11 protein-coding genes and 2 pseudogenes are annotated in these 13987 nt (G+C 71.5%); 8 read left to right on the plus strand and 5 right to left on the minus strand.

Annotated features, from left to right (window positions below; all coding sequences use genetic code 11):
• The first annotated feature begins 15 nt into the window (after positions 1–15).
• Positions 16–735, plus strand: coding sequence for a helix-turn-helix domain-containing protein (locus K2F47_RS41635; protein ID WP_242911361.1), 720 nt, complete (start codon positions 16–18; stop codon positions 733–735).
• A gap of 33 nt (positions 736–768) precedes the next feature.
• Here the strand turns inward: K2F47_RS41635 and K2F47_RS39390 are convergent.
• The 4 genes and pseudogenes from K2F47_RS39390 to K2F47_RS39405 all read right to left on the minus strand — a co-directional run.
• Positions 769–1914, minus strand: a pseudogene (locus K2F47_RS39390) (NsdA family TPR-like regulatory protein); the annotation flags it as partial.
• Positions 1842–2990, minus strand: a pseudogene (locus K2F47_RS39395) (MAB_1171c family putative transporter); the annotation flags it as partial. The pseudogenes K2F47_RS39390 and K2F47_RS39395, both read right to left, overlap by 73 nt.
• Positions 2991–3032: 42 nt before the next feature.
• Positions 3033–3566, minus strand: a complete 534-nt coding sequence (locus tag K2F47_RS39400) for a hypothetical protein (RefSeq protein WP_242911364.1) — start codon at positions 3564–3566, stop codon at positions 3033–3035.
• A gap of 62 nt (positions 3567–3628) precedes the next feature.
• A complete protein-coding gene (locus K2F47_RS39405) occupies positions 3629–4099 on the minus strand; it encodes a helix-turn-helix domain-containing protein (RefSeq protein WP_242911365.1) in 471 nt (156 codons plus the stop codon).
• 418 nt (positions 4100–4517) lie between these two features.
• Here K2F47_RS39405 and K2F47_RS39410 point away from each other — a divergent pair, with 418 nt between their 5' ends.
• Together K2F47_RS39410 and K2F47_RS39415 are read left to right on the plus strand one after the other, a co-directional pair.
• Positions 4518–5180 carry a response regulator transcription factor gene (locus K2F47_RS39410; RefSeq protein ID WP_242911366.1) on the plus strand — a complete coding sequence of 221 codons (663 nt, stop codon included), beginning with the start codon at positions 4518–4520 and terminating at the stop codon, positions 5178–5180.
• 57 nt (positions 5181–5237) lie between these two features.
• On the plus strand, positions 5238–6233 hold the full coding sequence (locus K2F47_RS39415; RefSeq protein ID WP_242911367.1) for a sensor histidine kinase: 996 nt from the start codon (positions 5238–5240) through the stop codon (positions 6231–6233).
• A gap of 73 nt (positions 6234–6306) precedes the next feature.
• Here K2F47_RS39415 and K2F47_RS39420 read toward each other — a convergent pair whose 3' ends face one another.
• Positions 6307–7188, minus strand: coding sequence for a hypothetical protein (locus tag K2F47_RS39420; protein WP_242911368.1), 882 nt, complete (start codon positions 7186–7188; stop codon positions 6307–6309).
• Between the two features lie 260 nt (positions 7189–7448).
• On the opposite strand from K2F47_RS39420, the gene K2F47_RS39425 reads away from it, so the two are divergent.
• Genes K2F47_RS39425 through K2F47_RS39445 form a run of 5 tightly spaced genes read left to right on the plus strand, consistent with a single transcriptional unit; the run spans position 7449 to position 13985 of the window.
• Positions 7449–8930 (plus strand): FAD-dependent monooxygenase, encoded by a 1482-nt coding sequence (locus K2F47_RS39425; RefSeq protein ID WP_242911369.1) that lies wholly within the window; start codon positions 7449–7451, stop codon positions 8928–8930.
• Positions 8927–11206, plus strand: a complete 2280-nt coding sequence (locus tag K2F47_RS39430) for an SDR family oxidoreductase (protein ID WP_242911370.1) — start codon at positions 8927–8929, stop codon at positions 11204–11206. The genes K2F47_RS39425 and K2F47_RS39430 overlap by 4 nt, the downstream gene beginning before the upstream one ends.
• Before the next feature lie 20 nt (positions 11207–11226).
• The gene (locus K2F47_RS39435) at positions 11227–12096 is read left to right on the plus strand and encodes an SDR family oxidoreductase (protein ID WP_242911371.1); all 870 of its coding nucleotides are present in this window, start codon (positions 11227–11229) and stop codon (positions 12094–12096) included.
• Complete coding sequence (locus K2F47_RS39440; RefSeq protein WP_242911372.1) at positions 12083–12706, plus strand: putative quinol monooxygenase; 624 nt, start codon at positions 12083–12085, stop codon at positions 12704–12706. Before K2F47_RS39435 ends, K2F47_RS39440 begins: the two co-directional genes overlap by 14 nt.
• Before the next feature lie 37 nt (positions 12707–12743).
• Positions 12744–13985 carry a cytochrome P450 family protein gene (locus K2F47_RS39445; protein WP_242911373.1) on the plus strand — a complete coding sequence of 414 codons (1242 nt, stop codon included), beginning with the start codon at positions 12744–12746 and terminating at the stop codon, positions 13983–13985.
• Positions 13986–13987: the final 2 nt, after the last annotated feature.

Raw genomic sequence — 13987 nt, forward strand, 5'->3', positions numbered from 1 at the left:
CTCTGCCTCTGCACCGTGCAGTCGGGCACGATCCGCAACCACGTCGCGGGTGAGGCCGAGGACGTCTACGGGCCGGGGGACACGGTCGTGCTGGCGCCCGCCGACCGGCCCTACGGGGGCGAGATCCGGCAGGCGCGCTACGTCATCACGATGCTCGACCCCGAACTCCTCGCGGACGCCATCGGCGCGGAGGAGCCGGTCCGGCTCCTCGATCACCGGCCCGTCTCGGCCGACGCGGGCCGGCGGCTGGCGCGCACGATCGCCCACCTGCGGGAGGACCTGCTGGCAGACCCCCAGGCCGCCGAACTGCCGCTGATGGTCTCCGCGGCCTCCCATCTGCTGGCCGCCAGCGTGCTCTCCGCGTTTCCCAGCAGCGCCCTCACCGCCGGCGACGAGCGTCCGCGCGACGGGCGCCCCGTGGCCGTCCGCCGCGCGATCGCCTTCATGGAGGACAACACCGCACTCCCCATCAGCACCGCCGAGATCGCCGCCGCGGCGCGCGTCAGCGTCCGGGCCCTGCAATACGCCTTCCGCGAGCATCTGGACACCACGCCGCTGGCCCACCTGAGGCGGGTCCGGCTCGCCGCCGCCCACGCCGACCTGCGGGCCGCCGACCCGGCCACCACCACCGTCACCGGCGTCGCGGCGCGCTGGGGCTTCCTGCATCCCGGACGTTTCGCCGCCGCCTACAAGGCCGCCTACGGGCACCCGCCCAGCGGGACGCTCCACGCCTGACCGGCTCCTCCCGTCGGGGACACGCCGCCGGCCTCAGCGATGGTCCGCCGGGCCTTGCCACCGGTCGACGATCTGCCGGATGTCGCCGACCGTGTGGCGCGTTCCGCGCGGTGGTGCCGGATGCCGGTAGAACTGGGTGAGGGTGGTGGCGAGCCTGGTCAAGGGTCGGCTTGAACGTACGCTTCCCAGCAATGGAATGAGATCGTCGGCGGTGGTCTCGGCGTCCCGCCAGGCTCCCGCGTTCAATTGCGCGTGCATGAGGATGCACAGGTAGAGGAAGCGGTCCCGTCGCGCCTCCGGGGGAGCCGCCGCCAGAGCCCGCTGGACGGGGTCGATCGCCGCCCTCCAGTCGCCGAGGCTGCCGAGCATCGCGCCCGTGGCGTGGGTGAAGCCGCGTTCGGACACCCACCACGCCCAGCCGGGATCGCGGTCGCTGACGCCTTCGGAGAGCAGGCCGACGGCCAGGCTCAGCGTCCGGGTCGCCTCGGTGCGCAGACCCCTCTGCGCATCCGCCCGAGCCACTCTGAGCTGGAACATCGCGGCCAGCCGCGGGGTGAGGCGGCCGCGGTCGAGGATCGGTTCGACCAGCGCCAGGGTCATGGCGGGGCGTCTCAGGTAGGTGGCCTGAAGGCTCATGTTGTGGAGGACGAACAGCTCCATGGACCGGTCGCCCGCCCCGCGCGCGAGGTCGAGCGCCCGCCGGTTGACGCGGTAGGACAGCGCGTGCCGGTTGGCGTCGCACAGCAGCCACCCGGTGACCTCGGCGAGTTCGGCCACGGCCGCCTGGACGTCGTGTTCGGCCCGCCGCCGGACGCCGCGCAGCTCCAGGTCCCGGGACACCGCGACCAGGGCGCGCATGGCCAGGTCGGAGGTCTGATCCCCGCCGAACCGCACATCCAGGGCCACGAGCTGCTGCACCTTCTGCCGCAACGCGTCGGCGTAGTCCGCGTCGGCGGGCGCGAGGTCGTCCGCCGTCCCGGGAGCCGACACCAGGAGGTGGGAAGCCTCCTCCCCGCCGGGGGGACGCGGCGCGGCACCCGTCATATGCGGGGCGCTCCGGACGCGGAGGCGGTGGTCCTGGCCGGTCGCGTCCGCGTGAACGCCTCGGCGACCATGGTCAGCCATCGGACCTGGTCGCGCAGGTCGTCGCCGGGTGCGCTGGAGAAGGTCACGGACGGATCGGGGGACGCCTGGCCCTCGGCCTTCGCGCGCAGCGCCGCGTGCAGCTGGAGCGCTACCGCGGTGGCCTGGCAGGCCTCCTCGTGGAATCCGGATTCCCGCGCCTGGCGCTGGGCCTCCTCGGCATCCCCGGAATGGAGGTAGGGACGCAGGGCCAGCTGCCCGTCGAGGATCTCGATGACCCTCCGGTAGAGGCGGTGTTCGGGATCGCGCGGGGGCAGATGGTCGGCCAGCCGCGAGCGCTGGGGCGCTTTGACGATCATGGGGGAGGTCTCGCAGAGCACGGCCCACAGCGGGTGCAGCCGCCGGTAGGCGCGATAGTCCGCGCCCCACCGCCGGGCGCGGGACAGCCACGGCCCCCACCCGGGGATGGTCCAGCCCACCAGTTCGAGCAGGGAGCCGACGTCGCCGGCGAACCACTGCACCGCGTCCAGGCGTTCCATGTCCGCGCCGCTCTGCACGCCGATGATCTCCATGTAGCGGACGGCGCAGTAGACCAGGATGAAGCACGAGCCGGCGGCCACGATCCACATACCGCGCCGCAGCCAGGCGCGGGGGGCGATGCCGGCGTAGTGGACCGACAGCCGCATGGTGATGATCTGCCCGACCGCGATAACGCCGAGATAGAGGTAGAGGTACGCGCAATAGCGAGGGTTCTGCATGTTCAGCAGGCTCGCGGTCTCGGCGTCATGGCGCCTGGAAGGGAGCGCGAACACGAACATGGCGATCAATATGATGATCATCATGCCGAAGGCAAGCACGCGTTTTCGGGCCTTGGCCCCGGCGAGTTTCGGCGGATATGACCAGTGCACCAGCACGACCTGCTGGGCGGCGGTCAGGACGACCACGATGCAGTGGATCATGATCGTGGTGATGTTCCGGAATCCGAACAGGTCGGCGAGGTGGGGCCAGACGAAGTCCAGCCCCAGAAAGAAGCTCAGGAACGAGCAGGCGAAGTAGACGCTGACGGCGACGACCGCCGCGTCGGTGAAATGGCGTGCCAACCGGGGGAGCGTGTAGAGTAACGCCAGAAAAGCGCCGATCATGCAGCTCCACTCCATAATGTCATAGAGCATGCGGAGACACCTGCCTCTCGATGGGGCCGATCGGCCTCGTTGTCACCGGCGGCGGTGCTCGCCGACCGTCTGTTCGATCCGGGAAACGATATCGGTCTGCTCGGGCTGCGCGCCCCGTGCGGCGTCGGGGTTCCGCGAAGACGGCATATCAATGATCACTGATACCAGGTCGGCGAACGTCTCCGCTTCCAGTTCCTGCATGCTGTCATAGACCGTCCGGCCGAGCATGCTCCTGACCAACTCGGGGTCCAGGTCGGGCAGGAGGGTTTCGGGGACGTCCGCGTCGGGATCGGACCGGGCCTGGTGGCCGAAGAGCATATGGCCTATCTCGTGCATGATGATGTGCCGCCGATGCAGCGGCGAGGTGCCCTGCTCATAGAACACATAGTCGGAGCCGGCGGTGCGGACCCACATGCCGCACGGCGCCCCGGGCACGGTCGTGATCGGAATCATGTAGATCGAACGCCCGCGCCGCCGTTCGAGTCCGAGGCGGAACTCGTCGAGATCGAAGGGCACCGGAATCTCCAAGGTGTCGATCAGTGCCCGGCACCGTTCACGCACGTCCCGATCGCTCAACGCGCGACCTCCCGCTTCCGGAAACGGACCTTACCCGAAGACCGCAGATGACCTCGCCGACATCATCGCGACTCGTCCCGCCCCTGGTCAGCCTGGTTCCTGGACGGCCCGGAAGAGCGGTGCCGCTCCATGCGCGCGGCGCTTGCGATCATCTCGTTGATCATCTGTCTTCCCTCGGGTGACAGGTCCGCGAGCGTCCGCAGGGTCGCGGTGTCGACGCCGCCCTCGCGCATCAGCACGAGCAGCGTGAGTTGGCCCTCAAGCCTTTCGGCCTCCTGCCCGTCGCCGAAGTAGCCGATAGGCACCTTGAAGAAGGTAGCAAGTGTTCTCAGGGTCCGCAGAGTGGGATTCGGCTGCCGATTCGTGCGCAGCTTCCAGATGGTGGAGCGGGAGATGTCCTCCCCGGTCGCTTTCCGCAGGGAGGCGGCGACTTCCGCGTCGGATGCCGCGGGCTCGATGTCGGGTGGCCACATGTGGCAAATCAACCAGTTGATCTTGTCGCCCAGTGTTTTCGGTGGCTGTCGGACTGACACAGCATCCCTCCGCTGTCAACAAGCGGTTGCCGACTGTAGTAGTCCCATTTGGGCGGCTGCTCAGGTCATGGACCGGCGGGTGCCGGCACATTGCTGGAGCAAGCTTGACGCTGGCGGGCGCCGTATGAGCTACTTGAATCAACAAGCCCGGATAGGATGTTGATTACAGTATCAAGTTGATTCCCGTACCAAGAGGTGAGCAACCCAGGTTCCCGTTCGTTTGGAACGTCGCGGCAGCGCCCCGTCGTGGCAGCCTACCGGCCTGGCCGTCTGACGGTACTTGCCGAAGTAACGCACGGACCGCGGAGTCCATTCCTGACATCCTTTCGTTGCTGTGTGCGTGATCGAAGTTCACCAAGTTCGGCTGCCCGGCCATTAGCGGGCAGCTGTTCTTCGCTGACTTAGCCCGGGGGCGTGTATGCGTGTACTGCTCATCGAAGACGACGCCGAATTCCGAGACGAGTTGTCAGAGCGACTGGTCGAGCAGGGGATGGACACCGTCACCGTGGACCGGGGGAGGGCGGCGCTCGATCACTTCGCCGAAGCGGACGTGGTGCTGCTCGATCTCATGCTCCCGGACATCGACGGTTTCGCGGTCTGCCAGACGATCCGCGCCAGTTCGACGGTGCCGATCATCATCATCAGCGGCCGGAACGACGAGTTCGACCGGGTGCTCGGGCTCCGCATGGGGGCGGACGACTTCGTCGTGAAGCCGTACCGGTTCCACGAGCTGGCGGCCCGGATCGAGGCGGTGATGCGGCGCGCGCGAGGGGCCTGGTCGGCCGGCGGGTCCGTCAAGGAGTTCGGGGAGGTCACCCTCGACCTGCTGCGGCGGCGGGTGCTCGTCAACGGGGAGGAGGTGACGCTCACGCGCAAGGAGTTCGAACTGCTCGCCCTCCTGGCCCACGAGCCGGGGCGGACGTTCACGCGCGAGCACATCATGAGGGAGGTCTGGGGCCACGACGGGGCGGGGGACACCAGGACCCTGGGCGTGCACATGACGGGGCTGCGCAAGAAGCTCGGCGTCGCGGGTCTCATCGAGACCGTGCGGGGCGTGGGCTTCCGCGTCGTGGGCTCCTGAGGCCCTCCAGCCGGCGTGCGGGTTGGTTCACGATCGCGGTGAGGAGTCTCGACTGACATGTGGGCCCGGATCTTCCTGAAACAGCTGACGCTGATCCTGCTGACCCTGCTGGTGGCCGTCCTGGCGGAGGGGCTGCTCGTCGGGCACTGGATGGTCACGGTCGGGATCGGAATGTGCACCCTGGGCGTCGTGGGCGCGATGGCCGTCCCCTTGACGCTGTGGGTGCTCGCGCCGGGCCCGGCGTTCGACAAGGTGATCCGGGAGGTCAAGCGCGGCGACGTCGAGCTGCTGGCCGCGCACCGGGCGCCGCCCATGTTCCGCGAGCTGTTCGAGTGCATCCAGGACCTGGCCACGGCCCAGCAGGGGAACGCGTTCTTCGTCGCCGACGTGGCCCACCAGCTGCGCACCGAACTCCAGCTGTTACAGACCCGGTTGGAGGGCATGGCCGGGCATCTGGACGAGACGGGCGAGCGGCTGTACGCCCGTGCCCTGACGGACGTCGAACGCCTGCACGGCACGCTGACCGAGCATCTCGAACTCGCCAAGCTGATCGAGGCCAGCCCGCCGATCGAGGTGGACGTGTGCGACGTCGTGTCGCAGCGGGTGGGCGCCTGGACCGACGTCGTGGATCGGCGCAACATCGGGATCAGGACGCTGCTGCACGGCAAACCGACCATCCTGACGCGGCACGGCATGCTCGAGCAGCTGCTGGACATCCTGTTGGACAACGCGGTCCGGCACTCGCCCCGCGCGGGCACCATCATCGTCTCGGTGCAGGTCGGCAAGCGCGACACCACCCTGAGGGTGGTGGACGAGGGGCGGGGGATGACCCCGGAGGAACGGGAGCACGCCACCGTGCGCGGCTGGCGCGGCGACCAGAAGAGCGGTGAGGGGCGCGGGCTGGGGCTGGCGATCGCCACCATGCTCGTCGGGTCGAACGGCGGCAACCTCACCGTGGAGGAGGCCCCCGGCGGGCGCGGGGTGGACGCGCGCTGTACGTTCCCGCTCATCGAGCCGGACGAGGTGACGATCGGCCCCGACAAGGCGTCGTGACCGCTCCGCTCACGCGCGCCAGGTGCCGAATGCGCTCAGAGCCATCCCCTGGAATCGTCTGAAACCCTGAAACTCAAAGGCTCTTGGCGGCGCGTTTGGCGAAGGTCCGTTCCACGTCGGCGGTGTCGTAATAGGTGCGGCCCGACCGGCTGCGCCGGTTCCATTCGTGTTCGCTGGCGAGCCGGTAGACGCTGCCGGTCGGCAGGCGCCACAGGCACGCCACCTCGGTCGCCGTCAGCCATGCGGAACGGGTTTTCAAAGGGGCGGGAGCGGCTTCTTCCGACGGAGCCTCGGGACGGTCCAAATGGCGGCTGAGGTGAAGCCATTCGTGTGCGGCCCACCGGTGCGCGGCGTCGGCGGAGCAGACGATCTCGCCCGGTGACTCCTGCGGGGCGGCGGCCGAGCCGTCCAGGGCGGCCGAGCCGTCCGAAGCGGCCGGGCCGTCCGAAGCGACAAGGGCGACCAGGTCGCCCGGGCAGCCGGCCTCCACGCAGGCGCCGACGGGTATGCGGCGCCGGCGGTCCGACCGGGTGACGCGGCGGGTCGTCCGGACGAGCCGTGCGATCTCCTGGGCGAACTCGGCGGCCGTCTCGTGGGCGCGGAGCCAGTCGAGATGCCTGGTCAGGAAGCGGGCCAGCTCGGCGGCCGTGCGCCGCGGCCGGGTGACACGGCGCTCCTCGGCGACCAGGCCGCACCACGAGCCGAGCACGCCGCGGACGGCTTCGCGGGCGTCGGCGGCGGTGGTGTTGAACGGGAGGCCGGGCATGGGGCCGCCCGACGTCCGGCCCACCGCGGCGCGCGGGTCGGAACCGCCGAGGAGGCGGCCGCACTCGTCGTAGAGGCCGGGGAGGCGGGAGAGGTCGCCGGCGAGCGCCTGGACGCAACCGCGGCACAGCCGTGCCCCGCGCGGCGCCTCCCGGTGGCAGCGCGCCACCTCACAGATCCGATATTCCACGCGGCACACGTTAGCCAGCCGCTTTCATCGGCAACAAGACGGCATCATGAGAAGTTCGCTAAGTTCCGCCTAGAAATGCTAAGCCGCGGCTGATCTAAAATCCGCTAGCGTTGCCGAGGACTCGCTTTGTGAAAACTTAGAAGATCACCCTCTTGCTATTCCGTGCCCTCCTGAAGAAGCTATTGCCTATCGTCCCGACAAGTGTTTCCGCCCACCGCCCCCGCAGGACCGGTGGGTGCCGCGGAGCCGAGGAGGCCAACGTGGACGCCGAAGTGATCGTTGTGGGAGCGGGTCCGGCCGGCCTGATGCTCGCCGGTGAGCTGCGCCTGGCCGGGGTCGACGTGGTGGTCCTCGAACGGCTGGCGGAGCGGACCGGGGAGTCGCGCGGGCTCGGGTTCACCGCGCGCACGATGGAGGTGTTCGACCAGCGCGGGCTGCTGCCGCGGTTCGGTGCGATCGAGGTCAGTGATCTGGGCCATTTCGGTGGCGTGCCGGTGGACTTCGGCGTGCTCGACGGCGCCCACCAGGCCGCCAAGTCCGTCCCGCAGTCGCAGACCGAACGGGTGCTGGAGGAGTGGGTCACCGGTCTCGGCGGCGACATCCGGCGGGGCCACGCGGTGGTCTCGGTCAAGAACCTCGACGACAGGGTGGAGGTGGAGGCCGAGGGGCCGCCGGGCACGCGCACGCTGACGGCGCCCCACCTGGTCGGCTGCGACGGCGGCCGCAGCGTCGTCCGCAAGGCCGCCGGGTTCGACTTCCCCGGGACGGCGGCGACGATGGAGATGTACCTCGCCGACGTCAAGGGGCTGGACCTCGAACCGCGCATGATCGGCGAGACGCTCCCCGGCGGCATGGTCATGGTGGGCCCGCTGCCGGGCGGCGTCACCCGGCTCATCGTCTGCGAGCGCGGCACCCCGCCGCGGCGGCGGACCGCGCCGCCCGCCTTCGACGAGGTCGCCGCCGCGTGGAAGCGGCTCACCGGCGACGACATCGCGCACGGCGAACCGGTCTGGGTGAGCGCGTTCGGCGACGCGACCCGCCAGGTCACCGAGTACCGCCGCGGCCGGGTGCTCCTCGCGGGCGACTCCGCGCACATCCACCTGCCCGCCGGCGGCCAGGGCATGAACACGAGCATCCAGGACGCGGTGAACCTCGGCTGGAAGCTCGGCGCCGTCGCCCGGGGCCGAGCCCCCGCGTCCCTCCTCGACACCTACCACGCGGAGCGGCACCCCGTCGGCCGGCGGCTGCTCATGAACACCCAGGCCCAGGGCCTGCTCTTCCTCAGCGGCCCGGAGGTGCAGCCGCTGCGGGACGTGATGGCCGAGCTCGTCGGCTACGAGGACGTGTCCCGGCACCTCGCCGCCATGGTCAGCGGACTGGAGATCCGGTACGACATGGGCGGTGGCGCCAACCCGCTGCTCGGCAGGCGCATGCCCAACCTGAAGCTGGACGGCGACGCGGGGTTCCGGAGCAGCAGTGAGGCGCTGCACGCCGGCCGCGGCGTCCTGCTCGACCTGGAGGACAACCCGGGCCTGCGCCGCCGGGCCGCGGGCTGGGCCGACCGCGTGGACGTGGTGACCGCCAAACCGGGCGGCGCGACGCCGGGAGGCTGGCCCGAGGGGACCGCCGCCGTCCTCGTCCGGCCCGACGGCCACGTCGCGTGGGCGGCGCCCGGTAGCCACGGCGACCTGCCCATGGCGCTCCACCGCTGGTTCGGTGCCGCGCGGTCCAGCGGCACATGACCGGGGCGCGGACCGCCGCCCAGGTCGTCATCGTCGGCGCGGGCCCGGTCGGCCTGCTGCTCGCCGGTGAGCTGCGGCTCGGCGGGGTGGACGTCGTCGTCCTCGAACGACGCGCCGAACCGGCGACCGAGTCCCGGGCGTCGACCCTGCACGCCCGGACGATGGAGATCTTCGACAGCCGGGGGCTCCTGGAGGCGTTCGGGCCGCTGCCGAACGAGGTCATGGGGCACTTCGGCGGCATCTCGCTCGACCTGACGCTGCCCGGCCCCTACCCCGGCCAGTGGAAGGTGCCGCAGACCACCACCGAGGCCGTGCTCCGCTGCTGGGCGCTCTCCCTCGGCGCCGACCTCCGGCGCGGCCACGACCTGCGCGGCATCACCGTGCACCCCGATCACGTGGACGCCGTGGCCCGCACGCCGGAGGGTCCGGCCCGCCTCCGCGCCCAGTACCTTGTCGGCTGCGACGGTGAGCAAAGCACCGTGCGCGCGCTCATCGGCGCGGAGTTCCCGGGACGGGACGCCCGCCGCGAGCTGATCCGGGCGGACGTCGACGGCATCGAGATCCCCGACCGGCGGTTCGAGTGGCTGCCCGGCGGCCTGGCGATCGCGGCGCGGCGCGGCGACGGCGTCACCCGCGTCATGGCGCACGAGTTCGGCCGCGCGGCCGCCTCGCGTCCCGCCGGGGCACCGGACTTCGGCGAGGTACGGGACGTGTGGCGCCGCGTCACCGGCGAGGACATCGGCCACGGCACGCCGCTGTGGGTGAACGCCTTCGGCGACGCGTCCCGCCTGCTGGCCTCCTACCGCCACGGCAGGGTCCTGTTCGCGGGCGACGCGGCCCACCTGCAACTGCCCGCCGGCGGCCAGGCCCTCAACCTCGGCCTCCAGGACGCCTTCAACCTGGGGTGGAAGCTCGCCCTCGACGTGCGCGGCGCGGCGTCCGGCGGGCTGCTCGGCAGCTACCACGACGAGCGGCACGCGGTCGGCGCCCGGGTGCTCGGCAACATCGGGGCGCAGGCGACGCTGCTGCTCGGCGGCCCCGAGACCGAGGCCGTGCGGGCGGTGTTCGCCGAGCTGATGGGGCATGAGCACGTCCGCCGCCACCTCGCCGGAACGATCTCCGGGCTCGACGTCCGCTACGACGCCGGGGAGGACCGGGACGCCGGGCACCCGCTCCTCGGATACCGCCATCCGCCCGGCGAACTCTGGATCGAGGCGGTCCCGACGAGCACCGCCGCGCTCCTCCGGACGGGCCGCGGCCTGCTCCTCGATCCCGCCGGGGAGCTGCGCGGCGTCGCCGCCCCCTGGGCGGACCGGGTCGCCGTGGTCACGGCGCGGGGCTCCGATGACGGGGCCCGTCTCATACGCCCGGACGGTTACGTCGCCTGGGCGTCCGCCACCGGATCGACGGGCCTGCGCGGGGCTCTGGAGCGCTGGTTCGGCCGCCCGGCGACGGGCGCCTTCTCCGCGCCCACCGCGCCCACCACCTCAGCCAACTGTGAACGGAGTGCGGAAATGGAGCAGTTCGCCGGCAGGACGGCCCTGGTCACGGGCGCGAGCCGCGGGATCGGGCGGCAGATCGCGGCCCGGCTGGCCGGTGCGGGAGCGCTGGTCGCGGTGCACTACTCGCATGGACGGGAGGCCGCCGAGGAGGTCGTCGCCGCGATCGAGAAGGACGGCGGCCGGGCGTTCACCGTGCAGGCCGAGTTCGGCAGGCCGGGCGACGTCCACCAGCTCTTCCTCGAACTCGAGCGGGGCCTCAAGGAGCGCACCGGATCGGTCGAGCTGAACATCCTGGTCAACAACGCCGGCGTGATGGGCGGAGTCGCCCCCGAGGAGACCACGCCGGAGAAGTTCGACGAGCTGTTCGCGGTCAACGCGAAGGCGCCGTTCTTCGTCATCCAGCGCGCGCTGCCCAACCTGGCGTCCGGCGGCCGCGTCATCAACATCTCGTCCGGGCTCACCCGGTTCGCCAACCCCGACGAGATCGCGTACGCGATGACCAAGGGCGCCGTGGAGCAGCTCGCCCTGCACTTCGCCAAGTTCCTCGCGCCGCGCCACATCACGATCAACAGCGTGGCGCCCGGTATCACCCGCAACGGCAGCCCGGTCTTCGACATCCCGGAGGCCGTCGAGCAGATGGCGCGGCTGTCGGTGTTCGGCCGGATCGGCGAGCCCGCCGACATCGCCGACGTGGTCGCGTTCCTCGCCTCCGACGACGCCCGCTGGGTGACGGGGGCCTTCATCGACGCCAGCGGCGGCACGCTGCTCGGCTGACGGGTTGGAAGGAGAACTCCATGAGCGCGCCCTGCAAGGTCCTGATCACCGCGGCCACCGGCAACGTCGGCCCGCACGCCGCCGCCCACCTGCTGGAGGCGGGCGTCTCCGTCCGAGCGCTGGTGCTCAAGGACGATCCCCATGTCGGCAGGCTGCCCGAGAGGGTGGAGATATTCGAAGGCGACCTGGGCGTCCCGGACTCGATCGACGCCGCGCTCGAAGGCGTCAAGGGGGTCTTCTGGATGTGGCCGTTCTTCACCCTCGGCACCGCGACCGCCCTGACCGTCCTGAAGAAGATCGAGAAGCAGGCGCGCCGCCTCGTCCTGGTCTCGTCCGTCGGCGTGCACATCGGCCTGGAGCCGCGCGACAACAACTGCCACGCCTACCTCGAGGGACTGGTCGAGGACCACACCTCCGACCTGGAGTGGACGTTCCTGCGCACGACCGGGTTCATGGCGAACGCCTTCGGCTTCGCCCCCCAGGTCCGCAACGGGGGCATCGTCCGCTTCCCCTACGGCGCGGCCGCGCGAACGTCCGTCCACGAGGGCGATCTCGCGGCGGTCGGCGTGCGGGCGCTCACGAGCGACGGCCACGCGGGCGCGCGCTACCTGGTCACCGGCCCCGAGTCGCTCACGCAGAAGGAGCAGCTGCGCATCATCGGCGAGGAGACAGGGCGCGAGCTCGAATGGGTGGACGTCCACGCCGGCGCCGCGCGCGAGCAGATGGTCGCCGCGGGCTGGCCGCCCGACTACGCCGACGGCGCGCTCGACTACTTCGAGCGGCTCACCCGCGAGCCCGAGGTCGGTTCGGACGTCGTCCGGGAGGTCACCGGCAGGCCCGCGCGCACGTTCCGCGACTGGGCGAGGGAGAACGCGGATGCCTTCCGCTGAGGCGGCCGGGGCCGCCGAGCCCGGGTTCGTCACGTTCGAGATCTTCCGCACCGACGGCGCCGCGACCGACGCCGCCCTCGTCGAGGCGGCCGGGTGCGAGCTGGCGGTCTGGCCCGGCCCGGTGTCCGCCCGTATCCACACCGCGTTGGACGGCGGCGCCGTCGTGATCCGCGCGGTGTGGCCAGACGAGGCGTCCCACCGCGCCACGAGCGGGCTCGCCGGCCACCGGGGCGTACTGTCCACGACCACGTTCGGAGGCACCGCCGCCCCGGGGCTGCACGGACCCGCGGCCGGACGGGCGCCGGGGATCGTGGCCGTCGCGACCCGGCACTTCGCGGGCCGCGACTCGGCCGACGCGGTGCTGAAACTGCTCGGCGACAGCGGCGCGTGGAAACGCGGTTTCCCCGGCTTCATCTCCGCCACGCCCTACCTCAGCCCTGACGGCAGGACGTTCGTCAACTACCCGATGTGGGTGGACGAGGCGGCCTACCGGGCCTGGATGGCCGACCCGCGGATCGCCGAGGGCCAGCAGGAGATCGCCCGGCTGGAGGTCGCGCCGCCGGAGTACCTCGTCTGCCGCGTCACCGCCGACTTCCGCAAAGGCGCGTGACCCGACCCCGCACATCCCCCTGTGAAGGAGGCCGACGATGGCTGGATCAGGACCCCCGGCCGCACTGCTGAGTCCCGCCTACTACCAGGACCCCTACCCCACGTTCGCCTGGCTCCGGGACAACTCGCCGGTGCACGAGTTCCGGTTCCCGGCCGGTGACGTCCGGATGTGGATCGTGACGCGCTACGAGGACGTGCGCACGGTCCTGGGCGACCCGCGGTTCAGTTCCGAGGGCGGCACCTGGGGGAGCGAGGAGTTCAAGGCGGCCGGGCTGGTCTCCGGGGCCGGCAGTGTGCTGGAGAAGGCGGTCACGGTCGTCGACCCGCCCGCCCACACCCGCCTGCGCCGCCTCGCGATGCGCGCGTTCACGCCGCGGCGCGTCGAGGAGTGGCGGGGGATCGTCACGCGGACGGTCGCCGCCGCCCTCGACCACTGCCGGGAGCTCGGGCGCTTCGACGTCATGGAGGACTACGGCGGCGTCGTGTCCGCCGGGGTGATGGGCGAGGTCCTCGGCCTCCGCATCGAACGCCACGAAGAACTGGTCGAGACGCTGGCCACGGTGTTCCCGTCCGACCCGGCGCTGATGGAGCGGGTGCCGGAGGGCATGGCGCGGATCTGCGGGTATGCCGCGCAGCTCGTCGCCGAGAAGGGCGCCGCGCCGGGCGAGGACCTGGTCTCCGACCTCGTGCGCGCCGAGGAGGCGGGCGACCGCCTCTCCCGGGAGGAGCTGGTCGCGCTCGTGGCGGCCATGATCCTGGCCGGCAGCGACACGATCCGCGCGTTCGTCGGCAACGCGGCGCTGGCGCTGCTCGACCACCCCGGGCAGGCCGCGCTGCTCCGCCGGCGCCCCGAGCTCGCGCCGTCGGCGGTCGAGGAGCTGCTGCGCTACGAGGGCGCGCTGAGCACCGCGCTCTTCCGGCTGGTCACCGAGGACATGGAACTGGACGGGACGAAGCTGCCCGCCGGTGCCCCGGTCATCGCGGCGATCCTGGCAGGGAACCGCGACCCGCGCCGGTTCGACGCCCCGGACCGGCTGGACATCACCCGCGCCGGCGCACGCCACCTGGCCCTCGGCCACGGCCTGCACAACTGCCTTGGCGCGGCGCTCGCCCGGCTCGAAGGCGAGATCGCCATTCCGGCCCTGTTCACGCGCTTCCCCGGCCTGGAGCTCGCGCTCCCGCGCGAGGAGATCCGCTACATCGACAACTGGGCGATGCGCCGTATCGAGCGGCTCCCCGTCGAGTCCGTCCCGGCGGGGCGGGCGGGGCGGGCGGGGTGAGG

It is taken from the genome of Actinomadura terrae, assembly GCF_022751215.1.
GTDB lineage: Bacteria > Actinomycetota > Actinomycetes > Streptosporangiales > Streptosporangiaceae > Spirillospora > Spirillospora terrae.